At 59.1% G+C, this 16,268-nt stretch carries 15 protein-coding genes and 1 pseudogene; 5 read left to right on the top strand and 11 right to left on the bottom strand.

Annotated elements, in window-relative coordinates:
• Window positions 1-227 precede the first annotated feature (227 nt).
• The 3 genes and pseudogenes from E4P01_RS14785 to E4P01_RS14775 all read left to right on the top strand — a co-directional run bounded on the left by E4P01_RS14785 (window position 228) and on the right by E4P01_RS14775 (window position 1,142).
• Entirely contained in the window at window positions 228-473 is a 246-nt protein-coding gene (locus tag E4P01_RS14785) for a type II toxin-antitoxin system ParD family antitoxin (protein ID WP_216091159.1), read from the top strand.
• Between the two features lie 9 nt (window positions 474-482).
• A pseudogene (locus E4P01_RS14780) lies at window positions 483-644 on the top strand (type II toxin-antitoxin system RelE/ParE family toxin); the annotation flags it as partial.
• Between the two features lie 42 nt (window positions 645-686).
• The gene (locus E4P01_RS14775) at window positions 687-1,142 is read left to right on the top strand and encodes a GNAT family N-acetyltransferase (protein WP_078821009.1); all 456 of its coding nucleotides are present in this window, start codon (window positions 687-689) and stop codon (window positions 1,140-1,142) included.
• Window positions 1,143-1,148: 6 nt separating this feature from the next.
• Here the strand turns inward: E4P01_RS14775 and E4P01_RS14770 are convergent, their stop codons facing one another.
• The gene (locus E4P01_RS14770) at window positions 1,149-1,637 is read right to left on the bottom strand and encodes a DUF2938 domain-containing protein (RefSeq protein WP_078821008.1); all 489 of its coding nucleotides are present in this window, start codon (window positions 1,635-1,637) and stop codon (window positions 1,149-1,151) included.
• 81 nt (window positions 1,638-1,718) lie between these two features.
• On the opposite strand from E4P01_RS14770, the gene E4P01_RS14765 reads away from it, so the two are divergent.
• Complete coding sequence (locus E4P01_RS14765; protein ID WP_078821007.1) at window positions 1,719-2,168, top strand: helix-turn-helix domain-containing protein; 450 nt, start codon at window positions 1,719-1,721, stop codon at window positions 2,166-2,168.
• Window positions 2,165-2,614 carry an N-acetyltransferase gene (locus E4P01_RS14760; RefSeq protein ID WP_216091158.1) on the top strand — a complete coding sequence of 150 codons (450 nt, stop codon included), beginning with the start codon at window positions 2,165-2,167 and terminating at the stop codon, window positions 2,612-2,614. The genes E4P01_RS14765 and E4P01_RS14760 overlap by 4 nt, the downstream gene beginning before the upstream one ends.
• Here the strand turns inward: E4P01_RS14760 and E4P01_RS14755 are convergent.
• From E4P01_RS14755 to E4P01_RS14710, 10 genes are all read right to left on the bottom strand, one after another.
• Window positions 2,557-3,009, bottom strand: coding sequence for a response regulator (locus E4P01_RS14755; RefSeq protein ID WP_179119818.1), 453 nt, complete (start codon window positions 3,007-3,009; stop codon window positions 2,557-2,559). The genes E4P01_RS14760 and E4P01_RS14755 overlap by 58 nt on opposite strands.
• A gap of 11 nt (window positions 3,010-3,020) precedes the next feature.
• Entirely contained in the window at window positions 3,021-4,145 is a 1,125-nt protein-coding gene (locus tag E4P01_RS14750; RefSeq protein ID WP_216091157.1) for a fimbrial protein, read from the bottom strand.
• Entirely contained in the window at window positions 4,142-6,739 is a 2,598-nt protein-coding gene (locus E4P01_RS14745; protein WP_216091156.1) for a fimbria/pilus outer membrane usher protein, read from the bottom strand. The genes E4P01_RS14750 and E4P01_RS14745 overlap by 4 nt, the downstream gene beginning before the upstream one ends.
• Before the next feature lie 33 nt (window positions 6,740-6,772).
• On the bottom strand, window positions 6,773-7,474 hold the full coding sequence (locus tag E4P01_RS14740) for a fimbria/pilus periplasmic chaperone (RefSeq protein ID WP_348983565.1): 702 nt from the start codon (window positions 7,472-7,474) through the stop codon (window positions 6,773-6,775).
• A 118-nt stretch (window positions 7,475-7,592) separates the two neighbouring features.
• On the bottom strand, window positions 7,593-8,141 hold the full coding sequence (locus tag E4P01_RS14735; RefSeq protein WP_078821002.1) for a fimbrial protein: 549 nt from the start codon (window positions 8,139-8,141) through the stop codon (window positions 7,593-7,595).
• 277 nt (window positions 8,142-8,418) lie between these two features.
• Window positions 8,419-10,752 carry an ATP-binding protein gene (locus E4P01_RS14730; RefSeq protein WP_216091154.1) on the bottom strand — a complete coding sequence of 778 codons (2,334 nt, stop codon included), beginning with the start codon at window positions 10,750-10,752 and terminating at the stop codon, window positions 8,419-8,421.
• The gene (locus tag E4P01_RS14725; protein ID WP_248130080.1) at window positions 10,752-13,094 is read right to left on the bottom strand and encodes an ATP-binding protein; all 2,343 of its coding nucleotides are present in this window, start codon (window positions 13,092-13,094) and stop codon (window positions 10,752-10,754) included. The genes E4P01_RS14730 and E4P01_RS14725 overlap by 1 nt, the downstream gene beginning before the upstream one ends.
• 41 nt (window positions 13,095-13,135) lie before the next feature.
• A complete protein-coding gene (locus tag E4P01_RS14720; protein ID WP_078820999.1) occupies window positions 13,136-13,801 on the bottom strand; it encodes a response regulator transcription factor in 666 nt (221 codons plus the stop codon).
• Window positions 13,802-13,940: 139 nt separating this feature from the next.
• Window positions 13,941-14,606, bottom strand: a complete 666-nt coding sequence (locus tag E4P01_RS14715) for a response regulator transcription factor (RefSeq protein ID WP_078820998.1) — start codon at window positions 14,604-14,606, stop codon at window positions 13,941-13,943.
• Window positions 14,607-14,827: 221 nt separating this feature from the next.
• A complete protein-coding gene (locus E4P01_RS14710; protein ID WP_078820997.1) occupies window positions 14,828-16,177 on the bottom strand; it encodes an EAL domain-containing protein in 1,350 nt (449 codons plus the stop codon).
• Between the last annotated feature and the right edge of the window lie 91 nt (window positions 16,178-16,268).

Here is a 16,268-nt window from a genome sequence, read left to right as displayed (position 1 = left end):
TGTATGGATACTGTTGCGAGGGCGTGCCGAGCGCGATAGTTCAGAGCAATTTTCATAAAATCGGATAACCGTTGCCGTGGGTTTGCGCCATTCGGGTAGGCGCATGTCCTCACGCACCGGGGACGGCTCATACCAAACACGACTTCTTTTAACCACTCATCTCGGATGCTCAATATCGCACCAGTAGTATGATAGGTTCACACAAAGATTCTTCTGGAGCCCCCATCATGGCCACTGTACGAAAAACCATCACCGTGACGGATCAACAAGATGGCTGGATAAAAGCACAAATCGAAGCAGGCCATTACACCAATGACAGCGAGTACATCCGGGACTTGATTCGTCGCGAACAAGATCGTAGCGCGCAAGTGGAGGCCATTCGCGCTGCGTTGCTTGAAGGTGAAGCCAGCGGCGAACCTCGGCGCTTTGATCCTGCGGCGTTCAAACAGAGGATGCTGGACGTCCATGGCTGAATACCGTCTTTGGCGCAATACCCTAAGACAGCTCCGGCTTGTGACCAAATCCGTAGTGGCTATCGACGGCGCAGTATTGAGCAGCACATGATTTACTTCAGGATCACTACGTATGGGATTTCAATCATTCGTATCCTCCATGACCGGATGGATACAACCCGCAAGCTATGACACCACGAACCGTCCACTCGGTAGAGTCGAATAGAGATCGAAATGGCTGACGCACAACTACCTCCCGCCACTCCCCAGTGGCTGATCCGCCAGGCCCAACCCGACGACGTACACGCCCTGGTTGAACTGGACGCCTACGCGGCTGCCCATGCCCACCGCCGCGTGTTTATCCACGACGCCGTGGTTAACCAGCAATGCCTGGTGGCAGTCAGCGACCACGCGTGCGCCGGGTACCTGGTGCTCACCCACGACTTTTTCGATCACGGCTTTATTGCCCTTGTGGTGGTATCACCGACCTGCCAGCGCCAGGGTGTGGCCCTGCGCCTGCTGGCGGCGGCCGAGGCGGCCTGCAAGACGCCGAAGTTGTTCGCCTCCACCAACGCCTCCAATCGCGCGTCCCAGGCATTGATGACAAAGGCCGGATTCATACCCAGCGGGCAGATCGAGAACCTCGACGAAGACGACCCCGAGTGCGTGTACGTCAAATTCCTGCGCTGATCTGCATCAGGCCCAGGCGATCACCCACGCCGCCAGGTAAAGGCCCACACCAAACACGCCATGATTGATCAGGCTGCGCAGTCGGTTCTTGCCTGGCGTCGGCGTCCTGGACGATGCAAACCCGGCCCCCATGGCCGGCTGTATCACAAACAGCGGAACGGCCACTGTCACAACACCCCACGCCAGTGCAGGTACAAAGGTCGGCGCCAGCAACCAGGCATCGCCTTCAATCCACACCAGCACCCACGCGAACACCACTCCGGTGACGTAATGCGCGATCCAACCCAGGGCTACTTCACCTCGAACGGGAAGCGCTTGCCCAATGCTTGAATGCGCAAATCGCCCCCGGCACGCATGGCCGACCCAACGCCCAACGAACGCAAAATTCAGGGTCGGAACGCCAAGCACCTTCATCAGCAGCATCCACATATCCATCACCACGGTAGCCCCTGCCCCCAACAACACCACCTGTGCAACCCCTTCCAGCGCTGTCATACCTACCTCTTAGTCATGGACCCATTCAACCTGCGCAGGCATCATAGAAGTTGAAGTCAACTTCAAGTCAATGGTCTGTCTATGGATATCACCGAGGTCGTCAAACGCACGGGCATTGCTGCCCATACGCTGCGTTTTTATGAAAAGAAGGGGTTGATTACATCGACCAGCCCGCCCGGTGCTCGCCGTCATTTCGCAGCAGCGGTCGTTGAGCAGTTGGCGGTCATCGCCCTCGGGCGGGCGGGTGGCCTGTCGCTGGACGAGATACACGCCATGCTGTCACCCAATGGCCAGGCCAATGTGGATAGAGCGGTGCTGCTGGCCAAGGCCGACGAGATTGATGCCACGGTCAAACACCTGCAGGCGATGAGCCGGGGCTTGCGCCATGCGGCCGCCTGCCCTGCCCCCAACCACGCACAATGCCCGACTTTTCGCCGCCTACTCACCATCGCAGCAGCAGGAACCTTCAAGCGCGGCAGCGCCGGTCTCGCCAGGGTTCGGCCTGCTCACTCAAACACTGAGGCACTATGATTCGCCACTTTCAACCTGCCGACCTGGAACCCGTCCTGGATATTTGGCTGCACGCGTCCATCCTGGCCCACCACTTTATCGACCCCCCCTTCTGGCATGACCAACTGGGCGCCATGCGCGAGGTCTACCTGCCCAGCGCCGTGACCCGTGTGTTTGAAGCCGACGGGAAAGTGCTGGGCTTCAGTTGCGTATATGAAGACACCCTGGCGGCGCTGTTTGTCGCGCCTGAGCATCAGGGCAGTGGTATCGGTACACAATTGCTCAAGGACGCGCAGGCATCCAGAACTTCACTTCAACTGAGCGTGTATTCGCAGAATGTTCCCAGCCTTCACTTCTACAACAAGCACGGTTTTATCGCACTCAGAGAGCAACGGGACGAACACACAGGTCACCTTGAAACAGTGATGGGCTGGGCGCCTGATGGATTATTTGACCCACTGCCCTGATTACTCCAGCCCGTATTGCACTCGACCTTTCCCATAAACGCCGCCAGCGCCTCCGGATCAGGCAACGGCGCCGCACTGATCAGCACGTTGGGCACATGGCACCACGCAAGCGCGGGCGAAGCGCGTTCGCCCTGACCATAGATCAACACATGACGAATCTGTGGGTTGTCCCTGATGAACCAGAGCAAATCGAATTTCACGCTGTGCGCCAGGGCGGCATTGATGATCAGCACATCCAGCGGCGTATCGCCGAACTCCACAGCACTGAGGACTTCATCCAGCCGGTGTATCGGCGCGATACGGTAATAGCCCAACTGGTTCAACGCCCGCTCGATTTTCAAGCGGTAGAAGTGCTGCCCATCGGCAATCAGAATACGTAGCGCTTTATTGGTCATGTCCCCACCACTCACTGATAAATGATCGTGAAGGTTGCCGACGCATTCGCCGGCCCCGGCGTAACCTTGGCCCCGGTTTGCAGGTAGCGCGCGCGCAGCGGGATGGAATAACTGCTTTCGGTACTCCTGAGGGACAGGCCCGCATTTCGGTTGCTCGCCAATGGCAGGGCAACGCCGTTGCTGGTGGCGACCTGAATGCCGACGCCAGTCGCGGCAGGCGCATTGCCGGCCGTGCTCGGGTCGAGGCTCAGAATGCCGTTGCTTGCATTGATGGCCGTCCGAGCCGGGTCGATGCGGTATTGCAGTGTGTTGTTGACGCGGGTCCCGCTGGTGCCGGTGCCGGTGGGTGAGTTACCGCTTTGTGAAATCCAGCCGGGACCGGTAGTGGAAAACATGCCGTTGAACGCCGGGCAGTCATTCAAGGCGATGGCAAAATCCGTCCAGCCCGTGCTGCTGTTAAGGCCAGTGAATTTATTGACCAGGTGTGTGCCCATGGGCACCGAGACATCCGGTGTACTGCAGGTTCGCGAAACAATCTGGATGCTGCCGGAAATGCCCATCCTGAAGCCGTTCATTCTGGCGTCGCCGAAATTGCCGAACAGACTCACAATCGGCAATGTATTGCCCACCAGCACACCCGGCGTCACCTCGCCAATCTTGATCAAGATCAGCTCAAAGTTCGAAGGCCCGTCAAACGGCACGAGGCATCGCCACCCGGGCGTACACGTGGTCCATGCCTTGGCGCTTTGCCTGGGCAGCAGGCCACCGTAGCTATTGAAAGCAACGCCCAATCCGGGAACGCTGGTTCTGTAGACCTTATTGGCATAGGTGCCAGTGGTCATATTGGCAAGGGCATAGCTGGATTCAACCGTGAGTTCGGTCCACTGTTGATACGGCGCGAAAAGGCACTCAAGCTTGACCGCCTGGCTTGTCGCCATATTGAATCTTTGACGATAGACCTCAGTGCCCACCGGCACATCACGCCCGACGGTGATCGCCGAGATCTGCAACGGCATGGAGCCAACGGCAGGCCGGACACCGTCCATGTAGGAACAGGTGACCGCCATGGCCGTGCCGGCCGAGGCCCACAAGGCCATGCCCAGCAACCCCAGTTTGATAAAAGAACCGATGTTCATAACGCTACCTTTTGCTGGGTGTTGGGCTGCACGCTGTCAGCGACCTGTTTGCCGGCCGCACACACGGCGTCCACTTGTTGCAGCTGTTGCCCATCGCCAGGGCCTGGCGGGATCGTCAGGGCGCACTGCTGCTGCGCCCGGCTGCCCCAATTGACCAGCAAGCGGCGCGTCTCGGGTTTGATCCGCGCATACAGTTGCCCGCCCTGCCCGACCACGCCCACGGTGGCCCCCTCGCCGTCGGTCACCCCCGCGCCGAACGGCAGGCTGCTGCCGTCGTCCAGGCGCACATTGAGCAACACCGCCCGGCCCTGGTTGGTGGTGTATTTGAGGTGCACGACTGCACCGGCACGCGGCGCGGTCTGCTGGCTGGTTTCGCTCAACTCAACGTCCAGGGAACTGCCGATCGGGTCGATCGCCACCTCGTTCAACTCATACGGGCGCAGGTACGGCACCACGGCGTTGCCGCTGCCGTCGAGCCTCAGGCCCGGGTAGCCGGAGACCTTCGCCCCCTCGGCGCCTGGCGCGCTGACCACGGCCATGGTTTCGCCGCGGTAAGGCGTCATGGTCACACCATCGCCATGGGCCACTACCGTACCGCTCGCGCCCACCGATGCGCTGGTATAGCCATCGCCTCGGCCCAGGGCGGCACTGAGCATGGCGCGGGCGCCGGTGTACTGGCCGTTGAGGGCGGCACTCTTGGTGTTGCTGGCGCCGTCATGACCGAAGGTGGCGCCATAGCCATATTGGCGATCCTGGCCGGCAGTGCCGCTGATACCCGCCTGCTCGCTGTAATTGCCGCGAGTGTCACGGCCCAGTTGTGCGGTGACTTGCGGCCCATAGCCCGAGCCGCCAAATTCGAGCGGCATGCTCATGGTCAGCAGAAAACTGTTTTCCATATCGCCCAGGCCCATGCGGCTGCGGTTGGCATTCACGCTGAAACTCACCCGGTTGAACTGCTTGCTGTAGCTGAACTGGTACTGCACGTCGCTGCCCTGCTGGTTCCAGTAGTTCTGGGCATAGCCGCTGATCGACACCTGGCCCCAAGGCCCGAAGCTCTGGTCGGCGGTGAGTGACAAGCGGCTGCGCGGGCGGCCGAACTGGGTGGTGTCCCAACCGTTTTTCTCGGCATCGAGCAGCTGCACGGCATTGCTGAAATCCAGGTAGTCACGGGTGGAAAAACGGTAGGCCGCCACAGAAAAGTTACTGCCGGTGCTAAGAATGTTCTTGCTGTAGGACAGGCGCATGCTCTGCCCCTTCGCCCGACCGGCAGCCAGGTCGGTCTGGGCGTGTGTCACATCCACCGCCAAAGCGCCGATCGGCGTGCCGAACGCCAAGCCTGTGAGGACAGCCGCGTAGTGATCGCTCGATTGCACACCGCCGAACCCGGTGAAGGTGTTGTTCAGGCCATATTGCAGCGTGCCTTGCAGCAGGCGCGTCTGCTCGTCAACGAAATTGTTGCGGGTTTCACCGGCGGTGACGCTGAAACGTGACGTGCCAGGACGCAGCAACTGACTGACCGAGGCATAGGGCACGATAAAGTTTTGTTCGGTACCGTCCGCCTCGGCCACGCTCACGTTGAGATCGCCGCCGTAGCCGGTGGAGTACAGGTCGTCAATGACGAAGGCGCCGGGGGCGACCGTGGTTTCCAGCAGAACGTTGCCGGCCTGGCGAATGGTGACGCGCGCATTGGTGCGGGCGATGCCACGAATAACCGGCGCATACCCGCGCATGGAATCGGGCAACATGCGGTCATCACTGGCCAATTGCACACCGCGATAAGACAAGGTGTCGAAGATCTCGCCGCTGGTGTTGGACTCACCCACAGTCAGCTGGCTTTTCAGCGCAGTGATATCGCGTTGGGCGTAGCTGTCCAACGCCTGGTACTGGCTACCGTTGCGCGATTGCCAGCCTACCGATGCATTGTGACGCAAGCGCCAATCGCCAAGGTTGAGGCCGGCATTGACCCCCAGGAAGGCCGAGTCATTGTTGCCACTGCGGGTGCGGTTGCGATTGGCATTGAAGTTGTAACTGAGCAGGCCTGCGGTGACGCCGCGGTCCCACAGCTCAGGGCTGACATAACCCCGCGAATTTCGCTTCAAGGCCGCCTGGGGGATGCTGAGGTCGAGCGCCTGGTTCTCCGGGGAAAAGTTCGCACTGGCGCCCGGGATCAAACTGCTCAATGCCGTGCAACCTGGACCGTCAAGCGCCTGGCTGGCTTCGGGCGACAGTTTGGCGATGTTCACGCCCTGGCGTTCCAGCAAGCTATGGTCCATGCACACCACCGGCTTGCTGCCGTCGGGCTGGGCCTCGATACGAATGTCCTGGCGGCTGTTCAACTGGCCATTGAGTACAACGTCTGCACGGTACTGCCCAGGGGTCACCGGGTTACCGGCCTGGTATTTGCTGAGGTCGAGATTGCGTGAGTCTTCCGGCAGGAATGCATCGTTGAACTGCACCTCTTGCGCCATCGCGGCGTGTACGCCCCAGGCGCCTGGCGTGACGGCCAGTACCTTGAGTATCAAGCGGGTGAGCGGATTCAGGGCGAAGCGAGGCTGCGCCCCCAGAGGCGGCCTGGAGCGGGAAGAGGTCTGCATAAATGACTCGCGGGTAAAGACGTCAGGAATTGATCAGGGCTTGAGTGCTTTCCGAGTCGGGATCAGCGCGCCGTAATCGTTGATTGCACTGAACTCCACCTGTGCGCCTGCGGCGGGTGGGGTTTTAAGAGTCGGCAGCGGAAATTGCCGGGTTTGACCCGGGCCCACCATGCCGTCCTCACTGCGCGCGCGCTGACCGCCGGCCACCAGGTCCAACTCGACCAGCGATACGTGAAACGCCGACGGGTTGAACGCTTGCAGGGCCAGGCCCTGGCCATCGCTGGCCGCAACCAGTTGCCATTGCACCTGCTCAATCGCTTCGCTGGCGGTGCCTGCAAGACCGGTCGGGCGATAGAACAATTTGATCCGCGAACGGAAGGCCATTTGCAGGGTGTTCAGGTCTTCCCCGGCTTCGGGTTTAGGCGGAATTTCCAGCACGTTGAGCCAGAACACCGACTCCTTGTCCTGGGGCAGCGCTGTCCCCGTGAATAGCACTCGCAGGCTTTGGCCCTTGGTCGGGTCGATACGCGCCACCGGAGGCGACAGCAGAAACGGCGCCTTGGAGCTGGTGGGGGTGGACTCCACACTGCCGGTGTCAATCCACGCTTGCATCAACGCGGGTTGAGTACCGTTGTTATTGAGTTTTACCGTGACTTCTTTCTGGTCCGCCGGGTAGATCACGCGGGTGCCGGTGATCACTACACCTGCCAGCGCCTGGGAACACCCAAGTGCCACAAGGCTTGCCAGAAGCAATTGTTTAAATGCAAGTATGCAAGGCATGACTTAGTCCCAATGCCGCCCCGAAAACACGCCCTTTAAATAAACAACAGGGCGTGCCTTCATTACCGGCGACTTACTGATAATTGATGGAGTAAGTCACGTTGCTGATAACGGTGCCCGGCGTGGTCGCGGCCTGGGCGTAGTACTGAACTGCGTATGGCAGGTCTGCGCTGAGTGAGGTGGCATCGATGTCGATACGGCTGGTGGACGCCACTTGTGCGGTGTCGCCGGCCTTGATGGCCTTGCCATTGGATGCGTCGACCAATTGCAGTTGGACCTTGGTGGCACCACCGCCGATGTTCTTCAAGTTGCCGCTGGCCGGGTCAACCGAGCCACCGGCTTCAAAGAATGCAGCCGCGGTTTTCAGCGCTGCCGAGCATTTGCTCAACTGAATGCTGAAACCAGTCTGGCCCGCCACCTGACCAGCAGAGGCCAGGGAAGCAGTGGAGATAGTCGGCAGCGTGACGGTGGTGCCTGCCGAGCCGGCCGCCCCATTCACTGCAACCTGGCAGGTCTCGGCCTTCAGTTCACCGTTGAAATTGATGGTGCCATCCGAAGCCATGGCAGCGGAGGTGGCGGTTGCGGCGACCAATGCAGCGAGGACGCGGGCTTTGTAATTCATGAGTAACTCCGAGAGAGCGATATACCAGGTAAGTGAAGAAGTTTCCGGTGCTGGATAACTTCTGTGTTGTTGCGCAGTGAAGTGTAGGGAGTCCGCGCAACACCCAATATAGGAGTGCTCCTAAAAACAACTAAGCCACTCAATATTTTCAACAATTAACGTCTGTTTCGCTCGACAAAAACTTACGCACTTCAACTTATGTTATTTGTTTTGAGAGTCACTATTTCGTCTATAGGAGTGGTCCTAAAAACCAGACTGTCGAGGCAAGACGCGTTATTCAATAACCGGCCGCAGCCCAGTCTTGCGCCATAAGATTGAGTTGATCCGCAACCGCTACGGTTGGCCAGTTCACTTCATCGTGCAACAACGACTCGATCCCTTCGGCGCCGGCCGCTATCGCAGTCCAGCCTACCGTCTGTGCAGCCCCCTTTAGCCGATGCGCCGCCTGCAGGGCAACCGGGCGATCACGCAGGGCAACAGCGCTGAACAGACGGTTCAGATCCTGGCGCAGTGCTTCTTGCTGCCCTTCCCGCTCTTGCCCTGAGGCAGCATGCACCTGCGCCGCTGGTATCAGGACCTGATCGCACCACAGCTCGATCATTTGCTGCAATTTGTCCTGACGCACCGGCTTGCTCAGCACGCCGTCCAGGCCGGCCTCAAAACAGCGTTCAAGATAGTCATTACCTGTTACCTGCGACATCGCAATGATTGGACAATGCCCGCGCTGTTGTTGGCGCTCCACGTCGCGCATAGGGCCGCTCAGGTTGAACGCCTGATGCTCATCGATCAGTACCAGATCGACCCTGTGCTGATTGAAGAGCGCCAGCGTCTCGTCACCCTCGACCGCCAGCCGTACGCCCAGGCCAAAACCTTGAAGCAGGGCCTTTACTGCTTGCTGATCGGCATATTCGCCTCCCGACACCAGCACCCATAATGAAACCTCCCTGGACGCCGCATCAGGATCTGCTGCCCGCACAGGCGGCTCAAGCGCTCCAGCCCACTCGACGGGCAACCTCACTTCGACCTGCGTGCCGCTCCCCGGGACGCTGCTCAAGGTCAGCTCGCCGTGCATCAACTTCACCAAACGGCGACAGATCACCAGCCCCAAACCGGTGCCGCCACTGCGCTTGAATGATTGCCTGGCGCGGGCATAGGGCCGAAACAGAGCAGCTTGCGCCTGGTCGGACAAACCAATGCCGGTGTCGACCACACGCATCAACACGTCTGAACTGGCCCCCGGCTGAGTGTCCGGCGACAGCAATTGCACCTCGACCCGGCCGTGCTCGGTGAACTTGATGGCGTTGGAGATCAGGTTACGCAGCACCTGGGCCACCCGCTGGTCATCGAGCAGTGCTGAAGCGACTGGGCGCTGGCCAGTCAATGTCAACGTCAGGCCCTTTTCCTCGGCATAGCCTCGGTAATCATCCACCTGCTGTTGCAACAGTGACCACAAGTCCAGCGGCTCAGGATTGAGCTGCAATTGCCCGGCCTCCATCTTGGAGATATCCAGCACATCGTCTACCAGGCGCAGCAAGGTATTGGCGCCGGTATTGGCCAGGTCCGTGAAGTGCCGCTGCTGTTCGTCCAGAGGGGTGTGCTCAAGCAGCTCGACCGCCGCCAGCACTGCATTCATGGGCGAGCGCACTTCATGGCTCATGACCGCAAGGAACATCGCTTTCTCGCGCTCACGCTGCACCGCGCGCCGCCGCTGGACCCGGCTTTGCCACACCAGCGTGATGAGCAACAGCACAATGGCCAGCAACAGCCACAACTCACCCGCGTAATGTTCGGCGATGGACCTGATGGTCGGGATATCCAGGTTCATGTCGGCAAACCAGGCATCGAAGATCGCCTTGCGCTCATCCCCGGTGATGGAGGCCAATGCCTTCTCCAGGATCGACAGCAGGACCGCATCGCTATCGCGCACCGCCATGCTAACGCCGGTGTGCAGTTGCGGCACCACGCCGGATATCTGCAAGACGCCCTGGTACTGGCGGGAAAGATACGGGATCAACAACCACTCCGAAGCGATAGCGGCGTCCGCCTTGCCGTCCTTGACCATCGCCATCATGTCGACCGCGTTCTGGGCGGCGATGAGCGTGACCCCTGGCGCCTCTTCGCGCAGGAAGGCGCCATAGACTTCGCGACCCAACATGACCAAGCGTTTGTGGGCAAGCTGTTCCAGGCCTGCCAGGGGCTGATCGCCAAAGCGACTGACAAGGATCGTCGAACTGGTGTTGTAAGGCAGGGTGTAAAGCATCCCACGATCCTGGGCCGGGTCGTCGGAACGACGTCGAGTGGACAATATGTCCACCTCACCGCTGATCAGCATCTCCTTGCGCGCACTGCGCGTGGTGGTCAGCACCGGCTCGAAATGCAGACCGGTACGCAGTCCGATCAGCCTCAGGTACTTGGCCGACAGACCGCGCAATTGGCCGCCGCTCATGTATTCGAATGGCAGCAGGTCCTCGAACACACCCACACGCAGTACCGGATGGGCGGCGATCCAGTCCACCTCCTGCTGCGTCAACACCATCGGTGGCGAACTGGCGTACACGCCTGCCGACGCCGGAAGGCACACCAATGCCAGTACCAGCAGCAGGCGCCTCATCAGCGGGCCGTCCGCTGCGCACGCGTCGCCGGCAGTATGTCGAGCACTGTATCGCCGCTCAACGCGGCCCAATGCTGCAACAACGGCCGCAGGGCTTGGGCGTGCACCGGTCCCCACTCTGTTTCGCCATACAGCAGACGCTCCATGTACTCGGCGGCCTGCGCCAGTGCCGACCACTCCATGATCAACGCCGCACCGTGCAATCGATGAGCCACGTGTTGAGCCGATTCGCGGTCGCACAGGGCGATGGCTTTGACCAGGTTTGCCAGGTCACCGGCCATTTCACGGTTGATTGCGGCTTGATCCAGCAAAGGCGCCATCAAGCTGGTACTGGGGGCGGCCAGCTTGACCCCGCACCAGCGTTCAATGACTTCGCACAGCTGCCCAAGGCGTATGGGCTTGCTCAGCGTCGCGTCCATGCCCGCCTCAATACAGCGTTGAAGATGACGGTCGCCGGTCAGGGCAGAGATCGCGATAATCGGGCTGCGTGTGCGCCCCAGTTGTATTTCCAGGGCGCGCAACCTGCGCACCAGGCCATAACCGTCTTCATCGGGCAAATCACAGTCCATCAGCACCAGGTCGTATACGGTTGCCCTGAACAGCGGCCAGGCTTGCGCGGCGTCGGCAGCGATCACTGGCTGGCAGCCGAATGCACTGATCTGCGCACGCAAAACCTCCTGGTTCGCATAGGTATCTTCCACCACCAGAATCTGCAGGCCGCTTACGGTTGGCAGGGCTGAGGGTGCCGCTTGCGGCATCAAGACCGGTGGCTCCTCGCCGATGCTCACCGGTAAGCGGATAGCCACTGTCGTGCCTGAGCCCTGCTCGCTCGTCAGCGTCAACGTCCCCTGCATCAAACCCACCAGTTGCCGGCAAATCATCAGGCCCAACCCGGTGCCCCCTGTGCGCCGGGAAGACTCTCGGGCCTGGGCATAAGGACGAAACAGGGCGGCCTGCGCTGCGTCTGAAATACCGACTCCACTGTCGCGAACCTCAATCTGCAATTGCGCGGTGCCGTCCGCTGACACCGCTAACGCTACGTCGATGTCGATACCGCCCGTATCGGTAAACTTGATGGCGTTGGATAGCAAGTTATGAAAAATCTGCGTGAGCCGGGAGCTGTCTAGCAACAACAAGGGCAACTGCGCCTGAATATGACAGTTCAAGCTCAGGTGTTTTTCCCGCGCGCGCAGTCGATGCAGCCCGACTACACCTTGAACCAATGCCTCAATGTCGATTGCCTCGACAGCCAGCCTTGGCGATTTGGCAATTGAGCCGGGCCTGTCCAAAACATCATCCAGCAGTCGCCCCAGCGCGTTGGCGCCACTGTTGGCCAAATGGGCCAAATGGCGCTGTTGCTGGTTGAGCCGGGTGTGCCCGAGCAATTCCATTGCCGCCAGCACTGCATTCATCGGTGACCGGATTTCATGCCCCATCACCGCCAGGAACATGGTTTTTTCCTGCTCGTTACGCACCGCCAGGCGCCGTTGACGCTGGCCTCGATACAGCAGTGCGCACAGGCTGACCAGCACCAGCGCGCCAAGGATCAACACATGCAAATAATGGGCGGCGATACTGGGCAGCGATGGAACATTCAGGTCCAGATCCTGGTACCAGCGCCCATACAGCCGGTTGCGTTGCTCGACGGTGATGGAGGCGAACACCTTCTCCAGTATTGAATACAGCATGACCTGGTCTGTACGGGTCGCCATGCTCACATCCAGCACCTGGCTGCCGAGCACACCGGATACTTCCAGAATGCCCTGGAACCGTTGATACAGATAAGGCGTTAGAAAGATGGCTGACGCGATTGCCGCATCGGCACTGCCGTCTTCAACGCTGGTCAGTATCTCCAAGGCTGAAGCGCTTTTTTTGAAAGTGGCCTGCACCCCTTTTCGGCGAAAGATCTGCTGGTAATACGTACCATCGGGTATCGCTACGGTCTTACCATGCAATTGGTCAATATCGAAAACATCGGGGCTCTCGACACGCGTCACAATGACCGGTGAGGTCGATTCGTAGGCAAGCGTTCGAAGCCCCTTGGTAGTGGGTTCAGACCTGAAGCGTAAATAAGACGACAGCAGGTCAACCTGGCCTTCCAGCAACATTTTCTCGCGCTCGGCCAGCGTTTTTCCAGGTACGAACGTGAACTGAAGGCCGGTCGCGGCCGTGACGAATTGCAAATACTCTATCGACCGCCCGCGCATGACTGCGTCGCTGATGTATTCGAAGGGCATCAGGTCTTCGACCACGCCGACCCGTAATACTGGATGCGTCTGGACCCAATCCTTTTGCTCTGCACTCAGCTCGACCGGACCGGCCCTTGCAGCAGGCACCATCATTATCAGCAAGCTACATAACGCCACGGTACACAGCGCCCTTTTCATGGAGTACCGATGATCTTGTTGAGCTTGAACAGCTCATTGTTAGACGTCACCCCAAGCTTGCGGAATGCAGAAGTTTTTTGCGTGCTGATGGTTTTGATGCTGCGATTGAATTTCTCGGCAATTTCACTCACGGTCATGCCTGCCAGATAACAGCGAATGACTTCCTGCTCGCGGCTCGTCAATTCCGCCAGGGCCAGCGCATCGCGCTCCACGTTGGTGCTTTCACGCGTCTCACCCGTGACCGTTTCCGCCAAGCGATAGGTCATGTCGGTGTTCAAATACACGGCGCCCGCTGCGACTTTGCGAATCGCTTTCACCAACTGGCTCATGTCTTCGCCCTTCCCCACAAAACCACGTGCGCCCACGCGCATGGCCAGGCCCACTGTCGCCGGATCATGATGGCTGGACAAGATCAGAATATGGCATTCGGGAAATTTGACGCGCAACGCCCGGATCAGTGATACACCGTCCAACTCATTGGGATTAAGAGAGAAATCCAGCAGTAGTAAATCTGCCGGTGCCGTAACAAGGCCGGCAATCAAGTCGCGACTTTTTTCATAAATGCCAACCACTTCAAAGTTCGCCTCGGCTGCCAACGTATTGGCAAGGCCATGTCGAACGACGGCGTGGTCATCCAATAACGCAATGCGTATGGTTTTCATCGTGATCGTACCCTCTCGGCCCGGCGCGCGCCGCACCGTCGAAACACAGGGATAACTCATCGATACAACGTCTAATACGCACATGAGTATATGCAATAACCGCAAAATGACACGCGCACAGCAGATGAATCCGCACCGCTCAAATTCCTTCGATAATATGCCTGATCCTGAATAACTCATTGTTCGACATCACCCCCAACTTGCGAAATGCGGCGGCTTTTTGCGAACTGATGGTTTTGATACTGCGGTTGAATTTCTCGGCGATCTCGGTGATGGTCATGCCGGCCAGGTAACACCGAATCACCTCCTGTTCACGTGCAGAAAGGCTGACAAAGCGCAGGGCTTCATCCCGGCCGTTAGCCTCGCCGTCATAGCTCACGGCGGTGGCCTCCGCCACGCGGTAGGCCATGTCCGGGCTCAAGTACACGGCGCCTGAGGCCACCAGCCGGACCGCGCAGATCAACTGCTCCATGTCTTCGCCCTTGCCCAGAAACCCGCGTGCGCCCACCCGTAACGCCAGGATTGCGGTCGCTGCGTCATGGTGCGTGGAAAAGATCAGGATCCGGCAGGCTGGAAACTTCACGCGCAGCGCGCGAATCAACGAAATACCATCCAGCTCGCAGGGGCCCAGCACAAAATCCAGCAGCAATATCTCGGCCGGTGCTGTCGCCAGCCCGGTTATCAGGTCACGGCTACGGCTGTACACGCCGACCACTTCAAAATCCGGTTCCTGTACCAGTCGATTGACTAAACCATGTCGTACAATTGCATGATCATCCAGCAAAGCAATGTGTAAACGTTTCATAGATCAAGGAACACTCTTTATAACGAGCAAAAAGACGAGAACAGCAACTTTATTGACTGTTAATTGGTTCTCGACTTCTCAAGCGCAAGTTCGCCAGCCGAGCTGGCCACGCCTCAGCAGCAGGACATTCAAAAGTACTGAACAATTGAAAAATCAGACGATGCGAAACTTAATGCAATTGCATTCAGATGAATATCAGACTGCTCTTAAAAGCGTAGGGCTCACTCAGCCAGCGATGTACCGGGACTGCTCTGTTGAATCACAAAGTTGAGGAAAGCATCGATTTCCATTGGCCGCGCCAAGGCATAGCCTTGTCCGATCCGGCAGCCCAAACGGTGCAGCAGCGGGATCGTCGACTCATCCTCGATCCCCTCCGCCACCAGGCTCAGGTTGAGCAGCCGCGCCCAGTTGACGATGCCGGCGATGACATTGCGCGACGAGGAATGCTGTTCGACACCCCGGACAAACGAGCCATCGATTTTCATCTCGTCAAACGACAGGTTTGCCAGTAAGGCAAAGGTTGCCGCCCCGGTACCGAAATCGTCCATCGACACCTGGAAACCCTTGGCCCGAATCGCAGTTAACGAAGCCGACAGGTGCAGCTCATTGGGTTCAGGGACGTCTTCGGTCAGCTCGATCTTGAGCAGGCGATTGGGCAGCTCTGCCTGGCGCATTCTGGCCGCCAGGCGATCGGCGAAGTTGGGCGTACAAATCGTCTTGGCTGAAGCATTCACGGCGATGGGAATCTGGATGTTCGCGCGTTTGAGCGACAGCATGACCTTGATCGTCCACATCTCCACCAGGCTGAACAACAGCAAATCCAGGCCCAGGCGGTTGACCAAAGGCATCAGCACCGAAGGCGGTACTTCACCAAAGCGTGGGTGCTTCCAGCGCACCAACGCTTCGGCCCCCACAATGCGTCGGCTGAGCAATTCGAACTGCGGTTGAAACACAAAGCGCAGCCCGTCGCCGGTCGTCAGCGCATGGATCACCTCATCTTCGGCCAGGGCGTCGAAGGTGTTTTTGCGTAGCGAGGGGTCGGGTTGCACGCGGGTCAGTACCGTGGCGCGCAATGCATCGCCCAGGTCCAGGGTGCCGCCTTCGCGCACGATCTCGACGAAAATGCCCGCCGCCCTCGCCAAACGGGCATGGGACTCCAGGGCGCTGACGGCGACTCCACCCATGTACTTGACCCACAGCGGCTTGGCCGACCTTTCACGTGCAGACGTACGTGCACCGTCAGCGGCCCCACCCGGCGCGCCCAGCGTGGTTTCGCCCATCCAGAAAATGCCTGGAAACTGGGCCAGTTTGCCAGACTCGTGACGGGCCTTGAGCAAGCTCGGCAACATCAAGCCATCGCCGCATTCAGGACGAATTTCACACACGATGACATCGACCGGATAATCATCCAGCCACGCTTGCAGCGCATCCAGGGAGTCGACGTTGGCCAGAGGCAGAACGCCCAAGCCACTCAAGGCGGATGCAAGCCGATGTGCGCACGCCGCATCGGATGCCAGCGTGATTACACGTAACGCGCTGAACTCGTTGGGCACGGCGACATTTAGGATCATGACAAGGATTTTCCCGAGACTATTTCTTCAGGGAAAAAGCTTATCAGCGCCAAAAAAGAAACAAATAGGACTGGGACTAAAAGCCAGGGTG

The sequence above is a fragment of the Pseudomonas sp. NCIMB 10586 genome, from assembly GCF_023127895.1.
Taxonomy (GTDB): Bacteria; Pseudomonadota; Gammaproteobacteria; order Pseudomonadales; family Pseudomonadaceae; genus Aquipseudomonas; species Aquipseudomonas synxantha_A.
The sequence above is the reverse complement of the archived record's forward strand: the minus strand, read 5'-3'. Positions and strand labels throughout refer to the sequence as shown.